Genomic DNA, 16,876 nt, shown 5'->3' with positions numbered 1-16,876 from the left:
CGTAAACGGTAAGCTACAGATCAGTACACTTCGTACAAACTGTACCGAACATGGAGCAGTACAGATGCCGGAAAATGGGAGCGGCGGGAACGGTGAAGCGACCGCGGGCACGCGGGTCGGCCTCGTGATGGACAGTCTGCGCGAGCGCATCGCAAGCCGTTCGCTGATGCCGGGTGCGCGCGTGCCGTCGATCCGCGCGATGACCGGCACGCTCGGTGTGTCGAAGTCGACGGTGGTGGAAGCATACGACCGTCTGGTTGCGGAAGGGGTGATCGTCGCGCGGCGCGGCTCCGGTTTCTTCGTGTCGGGTCATGCGCCGCCGTTCACGCTTGCCGACCTCGGGCCGCGGCTCGATCGCGAGGTCGATCCGTTGTGGCTGACGCGGCAGTCGCTGGAGACCGGCTCGAAAGTCTTGAAACCCGGCTGCGGCTGGATGCCGGCGTCGTGGCTGCCGGAAGACGGCGTGCGCCGCGCGTTGCGCGCGGTCGCGCGCGATCCGCAGTCGCTGCTCGCCGATTACGCGAGCCCGGCCGGCTTGCCCGCGCTGCGTCAGCAACTGGCGTGGCGGCTCGCGCAGCACGGCGTCGATGCGCCGCCCGAGCAGATCGTGCTGACCGACGGCGGCACGCATGCGCTCGATCTCGTGTGCCGCTTCCTGCTCGAGCCGGGCGACACGGTGCTGATCGACGATCCGTGCTACTTCAATTTCCAGGCCTTGCTGCGTGCGCATCGCGTGCGGATCGCGAGCGTGCCGTACACGCCGCAAGGTCCGGATCTGGCGGCGTTCGAGCGCGCGCTGATCGAGCATCGCCCGCGGCTCTACGTGACCAACTCGGCGATTCACAATCCGACCGGCGCGACGCTTGCGCCGGCCGTCGCGCATCGGCTGCTCAAGCTCGCGGGCGAGCATGATCTGCTGATCGTCGAGGACGACATCTTCGCCGACTTCGAGGACGAAGCCGCGCCGCGTCTTGCGGCGTTCGACGGGCTCGCGCGGGTGGTGTCGATCGGCAGCTTTTCCAAGACGCTGTCGGCGGCGGTGCGCTGCGGCTACATCGCCGCGCGCGCCGAATGGATCGAGCCGCTGATCGATCTGAAGCTCGCGACGTCGTTCGGCAACGGCCAGCTCGCTGCGAGCGTCGTGCATCGGATGCTGGTGGACGGCACCTACCGGCGTCATCTCGAAGCGATGCGCGCGAAGCTCGCCGATGCGATGAGCGAGACGATCAGGCGTCTCGGCTATGCGGGACTCGATATCTGGACGCGGCCGCGCGCGGGTCTGTTCGTGTGGGCGCGTTTGCCCGGCGCGCTCGATGCAGCCGATATCGCGCGTCACGCGCTTTGCGCGGACGTGGTATTCGCGCCGGGCAACGTGTTCAGCGCGTCGCAGACAGCGGCCGGTTTTCTGCGCTTTAACGTGTCGCAATGCAATCGCCCGAAGGTGTACGAGGCGTTGCAACGGGCGATGGATGCGAACGCCGTCTCAGGTGCCGCTAGGCGCGAGCGCGTCTGAGCACTCGCGCTTTTGCGCCGTGCAGGTGGGCGTTATTCGCGTGCTATTTGCACAGCAGAAGCAGCCGCTCCTGGTCCGTGCACAGCGCGCGCGGTTTCGGTGCGGCCTGCGCTTGTGCGGCGGTCGGGCTCAGCGCTGCGCTGCGGTTCGTCATGCAGGCGCGCAGGTGCTTTTCGACGGGTCCGTAGTACTTCCATCCGCGCACGAGCGTCGGCAGTTCGAGTTTTACCTGCTTCCATTTCGGGTGGCCGTGCTCCTGCAGATTATCGAAGTTCGCGCACAGCGAGTCGGCGAAATGATCCAGATTGCTGACGGTATCGCGCAGACCGTAATCGTAAGTGACGAGAAACGCTTTCACGGTCAGGCCCGGCACATCTTCCTTGAGCCAGCCAGGATAGCTGCTCTGACGGATCGTAGTCGGGAAGTAGGTCTGCTTCGCGCGGGCGGTTTCCGGCGCGTTCGGGTCGGCTCGCAACAGGCGCAACTGTTGCAGCAGGTCGGGATTCATGTCGTTGAAGAGCTTCGCAGGTTGCCCGACCACGATGATCGCGACGTCCACCTTCTTCACGATCAGTGCGGCGAGCGCGTCCTCGTTGCTCAGGTGCTGGATGTTCTGCTCGGGAATCGGCTGGCCGAACATCAGGCGATAGAGCGTCGTCGCCGATTGCGCGGTGCCGCTGCCAAGCAGGCCGACGCTGATGGTTTTGTCCTTGATGTCGGCGAGTGTTTTCATCGGCGAATCCGCGCGCACGACGACGTTAATTTCCTCGTCGTAGAGCGGCATGATGAGCCGCAGCGGCCGGATCATCGTGCCCGCATCGGCATTGCCCGCGTTCGCCATGTCGATGAACGCCTGGTACACGTCGGACTGCACGAGCGCAAGCTTCACGCCGGGTTCGAAGCGCATGCGCTGCACGTTTTCGGCCGATCCTTTCGAGGCGAGCACTTCCAGATCGATGCCGACCGGCTGCGCCACCCATTTCGACAAATCCTGACCGATCTGGATATACGTGCCGCGCTCCGGGCCCGTGACGATCTTGTAGTGCGCCGGTTCCGCGCCCGCCAGCGAACATACGACCATTGCCGCCAGCCCCAGCCATCCCGCGAGAAGTCTCTTCAGCATGGTCTCTCTACCTATCGGTCAGGTTTATCGAGCTTCCCGCGTCGGCGCGCGCGAAGCGCCAGTGATCCGGCTGTGATGTCATGTTCAAGGTGTGGCGCTGGTTCATTCCGTCTGTTTCCTCTCAGAGGACACACGGTAACGGGTGGGCCAGCGTGGACAGCGAAAATTTGATTTGGTATCCGGAATAATTTCCTCTGAGGCCGGGAGGAATCAGGTCAATTCCCATTCCCGGACCTTCGCTGAAGCCTTCGCGCGCGTTGCCCTCGATCTGCCGCTAATCGCGCCGGGGCGTCGTGCGCGGATTGAGCGGCGCCCAGCCGGTTTCGCGAATCACGCGCTCGAGAACGCTTCTCGCCGTGTCATTGTTGCTGTCGATCGCGAGCGCCTCGTTCGCGTGCTGCCGTGCGCAAGGCCACGACTGCTGCGCGACACAGGCTTGCGCGGCTTGCAATGCGTTGTCGCGCCGCTCCGCAAGCGGCCGCAACTGTGCGGCCAGGTCTTTCGCATCAGTATTGCCGGGTTGCAACGTCTGCGCGGCGGCGAGCGCCGCTTGCGCCTTGGACAGATCGTTGGCGCGCAATGCGAGACGCGCGGCATCCAATGCCTGTGCGGCGTCGCGGAATTGCAGCGGGGGCTTCGCGGGTGTTGCGGCGACGAGGGGCGCGACAGGTGCAACTGGGGCGGCCGGCACGACCGGCGCGAGCCTTGCCGGTATATCGGGCGTGGCGGTCGTGGCGGGTGCGGCTGGCATGGCGGGCGTCGCGGGCCTGACAGCGGCGAACGAATGGGCCGCCTGCGATCGAATTGCCGATGGAGCCGACGCGAACGGCGCGATCGTGCCGGTGGTCGTCGTTCTGGCATCCTGAGTAATTGTCTCGAAATCCGTATCTTCGCTGTCGCTCGTGTCGCTAAGTAGTGCATAGCCGACATACGCCAGGCCGATTACGACAAGCGCGCCGATCAGATACAGCACGCGACGAATCGTCAGCACGGGGCTGCGTGGCACGTACAGCGGCTCTTCGAGCGGCGGGATCGGCGTATCGGGCGAGACGAGCGCCGTACGCATGACCGGCACTTCGGGAAGGGCTTCCTCGGGCTGCATCGGGTGAGCGACGGGGCCGCTGTCGTTCAGCACGTCCGGTGCGTCGAGTTCGCCGTCGAGTTGGTGCAAGGGCTTATGCGTGGCGCTCGCGCGGCTGCCTGGTATCACCGCGCGCTGGTGAGGGTGTGGGTCCGGGTCGAGCGGATGCACGGCGCCGCAATACGGGCAGTAGTCGACCTGCCGGTACAGCGCGCCACCGCAGCGTTTGCAGGGTGTCGGAAAGCTATGGCCGGTTACGGTCTGAGTGGACATGCTGTGGCCCACCTGTGGAAAACGATGCCATTACGGCATGCTCCGGATCGCGTCGAGGCTGGAGTTCTTGTCCGCGGAATCACGATCCACATGCGCCAAACAGTCTCGCAGACGTAAGCCGTGCCTACGCCGCTGCTGTTTTCAATATGTGGTGTTTCATCGGAAACGTCAATCTACGCTCGTACTGATGCTGTGTGCGCTACCGCACATTGGCAGGTATGACGAAAAAATGCTCATGCGCTGAGAACGAGTGTATTCGCGGTTTTTTTCATGTCGCTTGCGCAGAAATGCCATGCGCCGATGCGGTACGTTGCAATGCAAGGCGAGCGGTGAAAACGCAACGAGGCCGATACGCGCTGCGTTCGGCCTCGTTGCGATAGTCGTCAATTAAACGCTTGCATCAGCGCTTTTATCGGATCACGGATGCAAGCATGTCGAGATCAATGTTTGCGCAGCGGATGATCCTTCAGCAACCACGCAAGCGCGAAAGCCAGCACCACGACACACGCGGCCGACAGATACACGGTATGCAGCGCGCCGGCGAAAGCATGCAGATAATCGTCGCGCAACGCTTCGGGTAACTGATGGATCGCGGCGGGGCCGAGTGCATGCGGCAACTCGGTATCGGGCGGGATCAGCTTTTCGAGGCGCGCGGCGAGTCCGTTCGAAAACACCGCGCCGAAACTGGCAACGCCAATCGAGCCGCCGATCGAACGGAACAGTGTGACACCCGACGTCGAGACGCCCATATGCTTGAATTCGACGGTGTTCTGCACCGCCAGAACCAGCACCTGCATCACCATGCCGAGACCGCAGCCGAGCAGGCCCATGTACAGATACATCACGTGAATCGGCGTATCGATCTGCAGACGCGCGAGCAGCAGCATCGCGATCGACACGAGCAAGGTGCCCATGATCGGGAACATGCGGTATTTGCCGATCTTGCTGATTACGCGGCCGGTCACCATCGACATGATGAAGAGACCGCCCATCATCGGCAGCATCTGCATGCCGGCTTCCGATGGCGTTGAGCCTTTTACGACCTGCAGATAGAGCGGTATGAACGTGACCGAGCCGAACAGCGATACGCCGATGATGAAGCTGATCAGACTGCTCAGCACGAACGTGCGGTCCTTGAACAGTTCGAGCGGCATGATCGGTTCGGCCGCGCCGCGCTCTTCATGGATGAAGCCCCAGATCGCCACGAGGCCCATGCCGAGCATGAACCACAGTTGCGGCGACGACCACGGCAGGATCGTGCCGCCCTGGCTCGTGAAGAGGATGATGCAGGTGAGCGCGCCGGCAAGAAACGCAGCGCCCATGTAGTCGATCGTGTGCTTGACGTGGCGCACGTGCGGCCGGAAAACCGCGCCGATCACGACGAGCGAAATGATGCCGAGCGGCAGGTTGATATAGAAGATCCAGCGCCACGTGAGGTGTTCGACGAGAAAGCCGCCGAGCAGCGGACCGATTACCGTGGCAAGACCGAACACGCCGCCGAACACGCCCTGATAGCGGCCGCGCTCGGCGGGTGGAATCACGTCGGCGATCGCGGCCATCGTCACGACGAGCAGGCCACCGCCGCCGAGCCCTTGCAGCGCGCGCAGCACGATCAGCTGGCTCATGTTCTGCGCGATGCCGCATAGCGCCGAGCCGACGAGGAACACCACGATCGCGGTCTGCAACACGATCTTGCGGCCGAACAGATCGCCGAACTTGCCGTACAGCGGCACGACGATCGTCGAACTGAGCAGGTACGCTGTCACGACCCACGACAGGTTGTTGAGCCCGCCGAGTTCACCGACGATGGTCGGCAGCGCGGTCGAGACGATCGTCTGGTCGAGCGCGGCGAGCAGCATGACCAGCAGCAGCGCCGGAAAGAGCAGCCGGATCGGCGGATGGCCGGTGGCGGGCGGGGCCGGCCGCGAGTCCGGTTGCGCAGACTCGATGGGCTGGGTCGTGACGGGATGTTCCATGGCAATGATGCATTGAAATTAATTAATTGAGAGATTAATATATGCGACATCGTCTCTCACGTCAAATTGAATGCAATGGCAAGGATTCCTTCAGGCGACTCCGTGGTGAAGCCGGTGGCGAGCGTTGCGCCGCCGCGTGCACGGGGCGTAGAGAAAGAGCGCAATGCGTCGAAGCGTGGCGCCGTCAGGGCGGCATCAGGTGATGCGGATGCCGCGGCCGTTGCTGCCGCGGCATCGACTGTTTCCGCCGCCCGCCGCCCGGGCCGGCCCACCGGCGCCGCGCGCGGCCCGGAGCAGCGCGCCCGTTTGCTCGACGCGGCGCTCACGCTGTTCGCGAAGCAGGGCATCGTCGAGACTTCGCTCGGCGAGATTGCACGTGAGGCCGGTTTTACGCCCGCGATGATGCATTACTACTTCAAGACGCGCGATCAGTTGCTCGACGTGCTGATCGACGAGCGTTTCGCACCGTTACGCGCGAGCCTCGGCGCGCCGTTCCAGGAACATCCCGACGATCCGGTCGCGGCAATTACGCAACTGACGCACCGGCTCGTGCAGGTCGCGAGCGACCACTCGTGGTTCGCGTCGCTGTGGGTGCGCGAAGTGATCAGCGACGGCGGGCTGCTGCGCCAGCGCATGCACGAGCGCTTCGGCAACGGGCATCAGAAGGCGTCGCTCTCCGCCATCACGCGCTGGCAAAAGGAGGGGCGCCTGAACGCGGCGCTCGAACCCGCGCTGGTATTCGTCACGTTGCTCGGCATGACGGTTCTGCCGCTCGCGGCCTCGAAGCTGTGGTGCAACGATCCCGCGCGGCGCAACGTCGGCGGCGAGGAGATCGCACGGCACGCGGTCGCGTTGCTGGTCCAGGGCATCGGGCCGAAAAAGGGCGATTGACGCGGCGCGCGCATCTGGAATGCGCGTGCGGATCGCGTGAATGACGCTTTAAATCCCCCGTTTCTTCTTCCATTCTTCGAACGCTGCCTTCGTCGCGTCGTTCGGCGGATAGGTGCCCGGCAGCACGGCGCCCTCGCGAATCCGCTCGGTAAGAAACGCTTCGAGCTGTTCCTGTTCGGCGGCGGCCTGCGCGACGTCGTCGGCCATCTTGAGCGGAATCACGACGACACCATCCGCATCGCCGACGATCACGTCGCCCGGAAACACCGCGACGCCTCCGCAGCCGATCGGCACGTTGATATCGACCGCATGATGGCGGATCAGATTGGGCGGCGCACTGGCTCCCGCGCAGAACACCGGCATGTCGAGCGCGGCGATCGTCGTGCTGTCGCGTACCGGTCCGTCGGACACCATGCCCGCCACGCCGCGTACCTGCAAACGAAGCGAAAGAATCGAGCCGAACGATGCGCTGCCGCGCTCGCCACGGCAATCCTGCACGAGCACATGACCGGCCGGGATCGTTTCCACGCATTTGCGTTGTGCGTATTCAGGGTCCGTGAACAGTTCGAGCACGTCGATGTCCTCGCGCGACGGAATGTTGCGCAGCGTGAACGCAGGTCCGACCAGGTTCGCGCCGCTGTGCGGGGCGAGCGGCGCGACGCCTTGCATGAACGTGTTGCGCAGGCCGCGCTTGAACAACTGCGTGGTCAGCGTGGCGGTGCTGACATGGCGAAGGATGTCGAGCGTCGCGGGGGAGGGAGCGGACGTGGTAACGGACATGGTGTCGGATGGCCTTGGATTGGGTAGGGATGGGATGGGGGACGCCGGTTGACAATGCCTTGGGTTGGTGCAGATCGTTTGTGCAGATCGCTCGTGCAAATCGTGTCAAAGCGAGGCACGCGTACGCTTATGCGCTCACGATGATAGCGCCGCCGCCAATCTCACCAGCAAGGTATCCGCACCGCATTGCGAGGACGCTGTTCGCGCGACGCGAAGCAGCACGTCAAGGCACGCGACATGCTATTTGTAGGGATAGATGCGGGATGAGCGCGACGGCCGCGCGCGGCGAACGAAAGCGCCGGCATTGCGCAAACAGTCTGCAGGACAGGAGCGGACAGAAGTGATGCCGGGCGGTGAAGACCGTGTGAACGAGGTTTGCACGAACCGTATCGGCGAATCGGATGCGGGCAATCGGCGAGCCGTGGCAACCCAGCGAAGGGTGAGCGGACGACGCGCGGCATGCGCCGATGGCCGTTTTTTCATCAGCGTGCAATTTTGGCGCGTTACCGTGCGCACGCGTTGCACTTGGGAAGATGACGAGCGCGACACCTTACAATCGCGGACCTGTTTGCAACTCGGCGTGCGAAATCGAGTCGGAACCATGGAGAGCAACATCACAGCCGCGCGGATCGGCGGCAAGCAGCAGAGTGAAACATTGGCCAGTTCAGATGGCCTAACCGGTTTTCCAGAGCAACAACACACAATGAACGGAGCAATGAGGCTCGATCAGGCCACGATCGTGCTGGTAGAGGACGACCCGGACAGCCGGGAGTCGCTGACCTTGTTACTCGAAGTAGAAGGCGCGAAGGTTTGCGCGGTCGCGGATGCGGAAGAGGGGGTCGAAGCGGCAATGCGCCTGCTGCCCGACGCGGTCGTCTGCGATCTCGACCTGCCTGCGATGGACGGCTTCTATCTGATCCAGCGGCTGCGCGATCACGAGATTTGCGGCGGTCATTCACCTGCGGTGGCGGTGGCCATCACGGGACATACCGAAGACGCATATCGCTTGCGCAGCATCGGCGAAGGCTTTCAGCATTTCATGACCAAACCCGCTTTGCCCGACGATCTGGTGACGCTGCTGCACGACGCGATCGACGCGCGTGCGGCCGGCTGATTCAAGCTTCGTACCGGGTGTTGCAGGATGGCGGGTGGTAGGGCTTGCTGCTTTGCGTGCGTTACGCATCATGTCTCGATGCATGACGCGTAGCACATCGTGCTCATGAGGTTGGGCAAGGCTCGTGCCGTAACGACACAGCAGAACCCTGGCGCAACCCGCACACCAGGCCGCGCGGCACGCCGCTATTTCGCCGCGGCCACCGGCGCCGAGGCATCCGCCGTACTCGCCGCCCCCGCCGCCTGACAGGCGGAACACAATCCCTTCAGTTCGATTTCGTCGCTCGCGAGGCGGTAGCCCGCGTCCTCGATCTGCGCGACGAGCGCTTGCCGCAGCTTCGGCTGGTGCAACTCGGTGACACTGCCGCATTGCTGGCAGACCACGAGGATGCCATGCTGGCATTGCGTCAGATCGTGGCACACGGTGAATGCGTTGATCGATTCGATACGGTGCACGAGCCCCGCCGAGAGCAGAAAATCGAGTGCGCGGTATACGGTCGGCGGCGCCGAGCCAGGATGGATCTGGCGCATTTCGTCGAGCAGTGAATAAGCCTTGGTCGCGCGCCCCGAATTCAGCAGCAGTTCGAGCACCTTGCGCCGGATCGGCGTGAGCTTTTCGCCGCGTTCGCGGCAATATTCCTCGGCGAGCGCGAGAGCGGCTTCCTGCGACGCGCCGTGGGCGTGCGCGGATTCAGGATGCTCATGGCGCTCGTGCGCATCGGCGGAATGGGCGGGAGTGGCCTGATGGCCGGTTGCGGCGGGCTTGGCGGTCTTCATGCGTCGATTATAGAGGTCTGCGCGTTGCGCCGCGCCCGGCCGTGGGTTCATGGGCCCGCACGAGCGGCAACGCAGACGCGGGCAACCGGCAACCGGCAGCGGGCAACGGATAGCGGATAGCGGATAGCGGATAGCGACCGGCCCAGCGTGAGGCCGAGCGCCGTTCCGGCAACTCGGTGGACAACTCGGTCGGCAACTGAACGGCCGCTTCAGGTCAACGGGAAGTCGACGTATTTCTTGAAGCCCGAGCGTGTCGCAATCCGCGAATACCAGCGTTCGAGATTCGGCAGCGACGGCCGCTCGAGGCCGTCGACCCCAAACCAGCGCTTCGTATACGTGCCAATCACGATATCGGCCAGCGTGAACTTCTCGCCTTCGAGAAAGAAGCGTCCTTGCAGATGGGCGTCCAGCAGGCGCCACAACTGGCCGACCGCGGCGGCATCCGTGGCGAGTTTGGCCATGTCGCGCTGCTCGGCCGGCGTGCGCACGAGCGTCCAGAACACCGGGCGCTCGGCGGGTTGCAGTGTGGACAGCGACCAGTCGAGCCAGCGGTCGATGCTCGCGCGCAGTTTCGGTTCGGGCGGATACAGCAGGCTCGATTCGCCGTATTGCATCGCCAGATAGCGCAGGATCGAATTGGATTCCCACAGCACGAAGTCGTCGTCGACCAGCGTCGGAATCTTGCCGGTCGGGTTCATCGCGAGATATTCGGGTTCGTTGTTGCGGCCGAACTGCAGACCGGCGTCGATGCGCTCGAACGGCAGCACGAGTTCGTCGCAGCACCACAAGACTTTCTGGACGTTGACCGAATTGGTGCGTCCCCAGATTGTAAGCATCCGGTGAATCCTTTTCTTTTACGGTTGGCAAGCCGCGCACGGTGCGCGGCGTTCAGCCAGTAACGATACACGATGCGCGCGCGGTTGCGCGCCAGGCGCGCCTGCGGCGCTACGCCGTTGCGTACAATGACCGCACCCTGAACCGCGCATCTGGACTCACGCATCTCAACTCATTGAGGCACCGCATGGCCCGCATTGTTCCCGACGACTGGAAGAGCCTCGAAGCCACCGGCGCGGCCGCGCGCGAACGCGAAACGCTGGCGTTGCTCGAAAAGGCGCTGCCCGCCGACTACACCGTCTACCACGGCGTGCACTGGACGCGTCTGAACCAGAACTTCTCGGTGTTCGGCGAGGCGGACTTCGTGATCGTGAGCCCGGCAGGGCGCGTGATGATCGTCGAACAGAAAACCGGTTTTCTGCGCGAAACGCCGAAGGGGCTCGTCAAGGTCTATCTGCAGACCGAGCGCAACGTCGCGATCGCGCTCGCGCATACGATCGAAAGTCTGCATCGGCGCTTCACCGCGGCGTTCGGCGCGGGCACGTATTTCATCGAGGAACTGCTGTACTGTCCCGACCACATCGTCAAGGACGCAGCGATTGCCGGTGTGAACCCGGCGCGCATCGTCGACGCGAACCGGCGCGACCGTCTTGCGGCGGTGATCCGCGAAGCGCTGCCGGCCGACGAACCGCGCCTTGCCTGCGCATCGAAAATCCACCACTTTCTCGCCGACGAACTCGCGCTCACGCCCGACACGAGTGCGCTCGTCGGGCAGGCGGGCACGCTCGTCACGCGCCTCGCGGGCGGACTCGCGACCTGGGCGCGGCGGCTCGAATTCTCGCCGTTCCGTCTGCGCGTGATCGGCACGGCCGGCTCCGGCAAGACGCAGCTCGCGGTGCAGGTCATGAAGGACGCGGTGGCGCGCGGCGCGCGGCCGCTTTACGTGTGCTTCAACCGGCCGCTCGCCGATCACATCGCGCGGGTCGCGCCGCCCGAGGCGAAGGTCGCGAACTATCACCAGTTGTGCGACTGGGTCGCGCGCGACGCGGGCCGCGCGCCGGATTTCCAGTCCGCGCAGGTGTTCGATCAATTGGAGGCGGTCTTCGCCGACACGCCGATCGGGCCGCACTGGCAGTTCGACGTGCTGATCGTCGACGAGGGGCAGGACTTCCAGCAGCCGTGGGTCGCGGCGCTCGAACGGCTGCTGCGCCCGGGCGGCGCGTGGTGGTGGCTCGAAGATCCGCTGCAGAATCTCTACATGCGCGAGCCGGTCGCGCTGCCGGGCTGGACCCTGCTGACGGAAACCACCAACTACCGCAGCCCGCGCGACATTCTCGACTACTTGCGCGGCGTGTTGGGCGCGTCGGTGCCGCTCGCCGCGGCGCTCGCATCAGGCAGCCCGTTCGACGGCTCCGAGGTCGCGCTGTCCGTTTATGACGAAGCGCAAGCCGCCGACAGCAGCATCGAGGCGACCAAGCGCGCGATCACTCAGGCGTTGTCGCTCGGTTTTCGCAAGCAGGACATTGCGGTGCTGTCGTTTCGCGGCCGCGAAGGCTCGGCGATGACCGCGCTCGATCATCTCGGGCCGCATCGGCTGCGCAGTTTCACCGGCAAATACGATCTGTTCGGCAATCCGGAGTATCGCGAAGGGGACGTGCTGTTCGAGTCGATCTATCGCTTCAAGGGGCAGGCGGCGCCGTGCGTGATCTTCACCGAGGTCGACTTCGATGCGTTCGACGAGCGCATCGCGCGCAAGCTGTTCGTCGGTGCGACGCGCGCGACGATGAAGCTGATCGTCGTCGCGTCGCAGCGGGCCGCGCGGCATCTGCAACTCGACACGCCTGCGCTCAGCCCCACGCCCGTGCGCTGACCAGCATCCCCGTGCGCGTCAGCGCATCCCACCAGATCACGCGCAAAAGCGGCGCCTGTTGAGCGATCAGCAGCGCCTGCACCGGATCGCTTTCGACGAAATGCGTGACGCCGCCGCGCAGCGCCGCGCCAGCCTTGTGAGCCGCCGCGCCGGCAGGGCTGTCGTCGTGCGCGCCGGGCGCGCGCATCACGAGTTGCAGATGGCCGAAGCCGTGCCGCGCGAGCCACGCTTCGGTGCGCGCGCGATCCATCTCCGGACGGCCGGTAATGATCGTGCGAACGCGCCGCAGGTCGATGCCGGGCAGCACCTCGAACGGTGGCAGCGCGTCGCGTTCGGCGAGTGCGGCGGCGAGGTCTTCTGCGTAACGCGCGGATGGCACGTCGGGCAGCAGGATGCCGTCGAGGTCGATCGCGTATGCCGCATATTCGTGGTCGTCGGCCATCGCGGGCGCGGCGCCGGCTTCGACGCGCGCCCAGTCGTCGCGATAGCGCTCGGTGTACGCCTGGCGCTCCCACGGAAACAGCGCGAAGTAGCCGCGCGCGTCGATCGCGTAATCGGGCTGCGTGCGGCTCAGATCGTCGACGGCGCCCGTCAGCGTTCTGACTTCGAGCCCGTGCCCCTGCAGGAACGCGATGCAATCGGTCAGTGTGAAACCGCGCCCGGCGATGTCCTCGCACAACAGCACTTTCGAGCCGGCAGGCGGAATCGGCAGCGTCGAATCCCAGGCGGCCGTGCGCGAACCGCGGTCGTAGCGCAGGAACGCGACCGGCGTGCCGACCGCGTGCGACACCATCAGCGCGAGCGGCGCGCCGCCGCGCAGAATGCCGAGCGCCATCGTGAAGCGCTCGGCGAGCAAGGCGGGTTGCAGCGATTCGATCCAGTGATCGAGCTGTTCATACGTCAGGGGCAGGACCGGCTTGTTCATGACTGTCGAAGCGCCGCGTGGCGCGTGGAGGGCGAGTGTCTGCGGGGACGCCGGCGGCTCGCGGGCTTGATGCGGCGGCCCCGTTTTGGAGACACTGGATTTTGGCGATATTATGCATGCGGGTCAAAGGGAGCGTGTCGGGGTGACGCGCGTTTGACGGCACGGCACGGCGCGTCAGGCTGAATCAAGTGAGCGGTGCCGGGTTGCTGGAGCGCCGTCACGCCGCGCTGAGGCGGACAAGTGGCGCGGGCGCGCCGCGGGCCAATCCCGCGGATCAACGAAAACGGATAAGAAAGCAGATGGCCAAAGTGATTGCAACGCTGCGCGGCGGAACCGGCGCGCCCGGGCGGGTGCGCTGGGTGATGGGCCTGATCATGGGCCTGATCTTCGCGCTGGCGGCCTGCTGCGCGCAAGCACAGGAGGCGCCGCCGCCGCTCACGCTCGACGTGCAAGGCAAGATCGCCAACACGAACGACGCGGCGCATCGCGTCTATCATTTCACCGAGGCCGAACTACTTGCGCTACCCGTTCATTCGATCACGACCGCGACCACCTGGACGCCGCGCTCGACCTTCACAGGCCCGCTGCTCGCCGATATTCTGAAGACGGTCGGCGCGTTCGGCACCGAGATCGAGTTCCGCACGTTCGACGACTACACCTACACCGTGCCGGTGTCGGACTGTGCGCGCTACGGCGTGATCGTTGCCTACAGCATGAACGGCCGGCGCCTGAAAATCAGCGACTTCGGGCCGCTGTTCCTTATCTACCCGCGCGACGCGTTTCCGGATGATCTGACGGGTGCGCTCGGCGACTCGAAATTCGTATGGCAGATCAAGGCCCTCATCGTCCGATAGTGCGCAGTCCGTGGCGCCGCGTGTTCCACGTGCTGATCTGGCTCACCGCGCTCGCGGCGCCGGTCGGCGCGATCGGGTATCTGCTGTATGCGAACCTGCTGAACCCGCGCGCGACCGAGCAGCTGACCGGCACCTACGACGGTTTCTACTGGGACGCCGCGCAGTTGCAGATCGCGTACGGGCGCTTCGAGAACCAGTTGCTGCTGTATCAGTCCGGTGTCGACAGCGACTATCAGCGGCTGCAACTGCGGTTCCAGTTGCTGCAATCGAAGCTGCATGTGATGGCGGGCTCGACGAACCGGCTCGCTGCGCAACTCACGCTGCTGCAACGGCAGCTCGAAGAGATCAGGGCGCTCGAGCATGTGCTCGACGACATCCAGCCCGAGGTCGACGCGCTGCCGAAGGACCGCGGCCTCGCCGAGCGAATCATCGCGGAATTGCGCCAGCACTGGAACGAGGTCAACGATCTTGCGCTCTCGCGCCGCTTTGCCGACGTCGCCGACCGCGAGGCGATGAACCGTGATTTCATCGACAAGCGCCGCATGCTGTTCGCGGGCGGCCTGTTGCTGCTGCTGTTGTCGGCGGCGGCGACGCTGCTGCTCGTGTTGAACGGGCGGCGCCGCACGCGGCTCATGCATCAGCAGCGCGCGGCGCTCGACGCCGAGCACCAGGCGAGCCGCGCGGCGCGCGAGGCGAGTCTCGCGAAGGACGCGTTTCTCGGCATGATCAGTCACGAGCTGCGCACGCCGTTGCACGCGATCGTCTCGTCGGTCGAGCTGCTCGGCTTCAACTATCACTCCGAGGCTGACCGCAAGGTGATCCAGCGGCTCGAAACCGCGGCACGCCATCTCGAAGCGCAGATGAAAGATCTGACCGACTACGCGCGCCTCGGCGCGGGCAAGCTCGAGTTGCGCCACGAGCATTTCGAGCCGCGTGAGCTGCTCGCGTCGATCGTCGACGAACATACGATGGCCGCCGAGGCGCGCGGGCTCAAGCTCGAAGGCGAGGCGAGCGGCGTGAGCGGCCTCGTCGAGTCGGACCCGCACCGCATCCGGCAGATCGTCAACAACCTCGTCACGAACGCGATCCGCTACACCGAAACCGGCGTCGTGCGCGTGGAGTTGCGCCAGCAGCCGGCGCTCCTGATTTTCGTCGTCAGCGATACAGGGCCGGGCGTGCCGCAAGCGCAGATTCCGCTGATCTTCGAGGAGTTCACGCAACTCGACGCATCGCGCGCGCGCCGCTTCGAAGGCGCGGGCATGGGACTCACGATCGTGCAGGGGCTCGTGAAGCTGTTCGGCGGCACGGTCGACGTCGCGAGCACGGTCGGCAAGGGCACGGCCTTCACGGTGACGATTCCGGTCGTGCCGGTCTCCACCGTCGAGCCACACGATGTCGCGACGCAAGCCGAGACGGGCGGCGCACGGCCGTGCGTGCTGATCGTCGACGACAACCGGCTGATTCGCGAGTCGCTCAGCGAAATGATCGCGCACATGGACTACGACGCGCACGCGCTCGGCAATGCCGACGACGCACTCGCATGGCTCGACACGCATCGCTGCGACGTGGTGCTGCTCGATCTCTACATGCCGGAGCGCGACGGCTATACGTTTCTCGCGGAGTTCGCCACGCGCGGCGGACCGTCGGCAGGTGTGCCGGTGATCGTGGTCAGCGCGTATGCGCCGGAGGTCGTGCCGGATGGGGGCGGCGGCGTGCTGCCGTTTTTCGATGCGTTATTAAAGCCGGTACATTACGAGGATTTGCGCAACGCGCTGCAGCGGGCGTTGGCGGCGCGGCATATGGCGTGAGGGCGGCGCATCGCTGTGCAATTCGCCGAGCCCGAGCCTTCAGGCACTCGTCAGCGCGTCAAGGCCGATTAAGCCGCTTCGACAGATCGGCAACGAGAATCGCCATGCGCGCCGGCTTCTCGTAACACGCGACGTCGTAATCGCGAATCACCTGGCTGATCTCCGATTCGCTGGCCTTGCCGGTCAGCAGCTCGCCGGTGAGCACGAAGATCGGCGCATCCGGATTCTCCGACGCACGCATCGCGCGAATCGCGGCCGCCGAGGTTTGCGCGCCGAACAGCCAGTCGATGATGACAGCGTCGAATACCTGCGTCTGCAACTGCTCGGTAAAAGCCGCGAGTCCGTAGATCGCCACCGCCGCGAAACCGCTGCGTTCGAGGTAGTCGCGCAGATTGTCGGCGCTCGCGTGATCGTCGTCGACGACCGCGATGGTCGCCTTGTCGGTCTCGGCGCGGCGCGGATAGATCTCGATCTTGTGCACTTCGTAGGCGCTCTGGTACAGCGTGCCGTCGTGACGCGTGACGCGCCATTGACCGAGCCGCGAATACGCGACGAATTCCGGGCGGCTGCCCGGCTCGAGCGCGGCGCCGACCCAGGCGGTGCAGGCAATCTCGCTCGCGCCGATGCAGAACATGGCCTCCTGGGCCACCGCACCGACCACGCCCGGATCGAGCGACTGCGCACCGAATAGCTGCGCCGCGGGTTCGTCGAACACCTCCGCGACTTTCTTGATCTGCGACAGGGTCCACGGACTATTGCCGCGCAGCTTGCGGTGCCCCTGGGAAAAACTCAGATCGAGGATGCGGCATAGCTCCGTGGTTTGCTGGCGCTTGCCGATTCCATGCCGGCTCATCAACTCGCGCACGCGCTCGGCAACCGCGATGGAGTCTGGTGAGTTTGTTTCGTTGGCCATACTGCGTGAGAATCCGCCGTCTTAAAGGGTATAGGGGAAGCGCGACGCGCCAGGCGCGCCGCGGCTGTGCACATTCAATGCGCATAAAGTGGCTATGTGTGGGGACAGCAAATGTACCGCAAAGTACCGCAAAAAATTCAGAGCC

The 16,876-nt window shown here is 64.8% G+C and carries 14 protein-coding genes; 6 read left to right on the top strand and 8 right to left on the bottom strand.

Annotated features, from left to right (window positions below; translation table 11 throughout):
- The first annotated feature begins 64 nt into the window (after window positions 1-64).
- Window positions 65-1,513, top strand: coding sequence for an aminotransferase-like domain-containing protein (locus tag B9Z01_RS27775; RefSeq protein ID WP_085488760.1), 1,449 nt, complete (start codon window positions 65-67; stop codon window positions 1,511-1,513).
- A 43-nt stretch (window positions 1,514-1,556) separates the two neighbouring features.
- Here the strand turns inward: B9Z01_RS27775 and B9Z01_RS27770 are convergent, their stop codons facing one another.
- The 3 genes from B9Z01_RS27770 to B9Z01_RS27760 form a co-directional block, all read right to left on the bottom strand.
- Window positions 1,557-2,636: a TAXI family TRAP transporter solute-binding subunit gene (locus tag B9Z01_RS27770; protein WP_085488759.1), complete on the bottom strand. Its 1,080-nt coding sequence runs from the start codon at window positions 2,634-2,636 to the stop codon at window positions 1,557-1,559.
- Window positions 2,637-2,910: 274 nt separating this feature from the next.
- Window positions 2,911-3,990 (bottom strand): hypothetical protein, encoded by a 1,080-nt coding sequence (locus B9Z01_RS27765; RefSeq protein WP_085488758.1) that lies wholly within the window; start codon window positions 3,988-3,990, stop codon window positions 2,911-2,913.
- 440 nt (window positions 3,991-4,430) lie between these two features.
- Window positions 4,431-5,966 (bottom strand): MDR family MFS transporter, encoded by a 1,536-nt coding sequence (locus B9Z01_RS27760; protein WP_085488757.1) that lies wholly within the window; start codon window positions 5,964-5,966, stop codon window positions 4,431-4,433.
- 75 nt (window positions 5,967-6,041) lie between these two features.
- Between B9Z01_RS27760 and B9Z01_RS27755 the strand changes: the two genes are divergently transcribed.
- A complete protein-coding gene (locus B9Z01_RS27755; RefSeq protein WP_085488756.1) occupies window positions 6,042-6,857 on the top strand; it encodes a TetR/AcrR family transcriptional regulator in 816 nt (271 codons plus the stop codon).
- 48 nt (window positions 6,858-6,905) lie between these two features.
- Here the strand turns inward: B9Z01_RS27755 and B9Z01_RS27750 are convergent, their stop codons facing one another.
- The gene (locus tag B9Z01_RS27750; RefSeq protein ID WP_085488755.1) at window positions 6,906-7,637 is read right to left on the bottom strand and encodes a ribonuclease activity regulator RraA; all 732 of its coding nucleotides are present in this window, start codon (window positions 7,635-7,637) and stop codon (window positions 6,906-6,908) included.
- A gap of 601 nt (window positions 7,638-8,238) precedes the next feature.
- Between B9Z01_RS27750 and B9Z01_RS27745 the strand changes: the two genes are divergently transcribed.
- Complete coding sequence (locus B9Z01_RS27745) at window positions 8,239-8,751, top strand: response regulator (protein WP_085488754.1); 513 nt, start codon at window positions 8,239-8,241, stop codon at window positions 8,749-8,751.
- Window positions 8,752-8,936: 185 nt separating this feature from the next.
- Here the strand turns inward: B9Z01_RS27745 and B9Z01_RS27740 are convergent, their stop codons facing one another.
- A complete protein-coding gene (locus B9Z01_RS27740; protein ID WP_085488753.1) occupies window positions 8,937-9,527 on the bottom strand; it encodes a Fur family transcriptional regulator in 591 nt (196 codons plus the stop codon).
- Between the two features lie 209 nt (window positions 9,528-9,736).
- Entirely contained in the window at window positions 9,737-10,363 is a 627-nt protein-coding gene (locus tag B9Z01_RS27735; protein WP_085488752.1) for a glutathione S-transferase family protein, read from the bottom strand.
- Window positions 10,364-10,548: 185 nt separating this feature from the next.
- Between B9Z01_RS27735 and B9Z01_RS27730 the strand changes: the two genes are divergently transcribed.
- A complete protein-coding gene (locus tag B9Z01_RS27730; RefSeq protein WP_085488751.1) occupies window positions 10,549-12,231 on the top strand; it encodes an ATP-binding domain-containing protein in 1,683 nt (560 codons plus the stop codon).
- Here the strand turns inward: B9Z01_RS27730 and B9Z01_RS27725 are convergent.
- The gene (locus tag B9Z01_RS27725) at window positions 12,209-13,156 is read right to left on the bottom strand and encodes a phosphoribosyltransferase (RefSeq protein ID WP_085488750.1); all 948 of its coding nucleotides are present in this window, start codon (window positions 13,154-13,156) and stop codon (window positions 12,209-12,211) included. The genes B9Z01_RS27730 and B9Z01_RS27725 overlap by 23 nt on opposite strands.
- 299 nt (window positions 13,157-13,455) lie before the next feature.
- Between B9Z01_RS27725 and B9Z01_RS27720 the strand changes: the two genes are divergently transcribed.
- Both B9Z01_RS27720 and B9Z01_RS27715 read left to right on the top strand, forming a co-directional pair.
- Window positions 13,456-14,010, top strand: a complete 555-nt coding sequence (locus B9Z01_RS27720) for a putative pterin-binding protein (protein ID WP_085488749.1) — start codon at window positions 13,456-13,458, stop codon at window positions 14,008-14,010.
- Window positions 13,980-15,818, top strand: coding sequence for an ATP-binding response regulator (locus tag B9Z01_RS27715; protein WP_085488748.1), 1,839 nt, complete (start codon window positions 13,980-13,982; stop codon window positions 15,816-15,818). Before B9Z01_RS27720 ends, B9Z01_RS27715 begins: the two co-directional genes overlap by 31 nt.
- Before the next feature lie 58 nt (window positions 15,819-15,876).
- Here B9Z01_RS27715 and B9Z01_RS27710 read toward each other — a convergent pair whose 3' ends face one another.
- Window positions 15,877-16,731, bottom strand: coding sequence for a helix-turn-helix domain-containing protein (locus tag B9Z01_RS27710; protein WP_085488747.1), 855 nt, complete (start codon window positions 16,729-16,731; stop codon window positions 15,877-15,879).
- Between the last annotated feature and the right edge of the window lie 145 nt (window positions 16,732-16,876).

The sequence above is a fragment of the Paraburkholderia susongensis genome, from assembly GCF_900177725.1.
GTDB classification, from domain to species: domain Bacteria; phylum Pseudomonadota; class Gammaproteobacteria; order Burkholderiales; family Burkholderiaceae; genus Paraburkholderia; species Paraburkholderia susongensis.
Note: the sequence above shows the minus strand (reverse complement) of the source record. Positions and strands in the feature narration are given on the sequence as shown.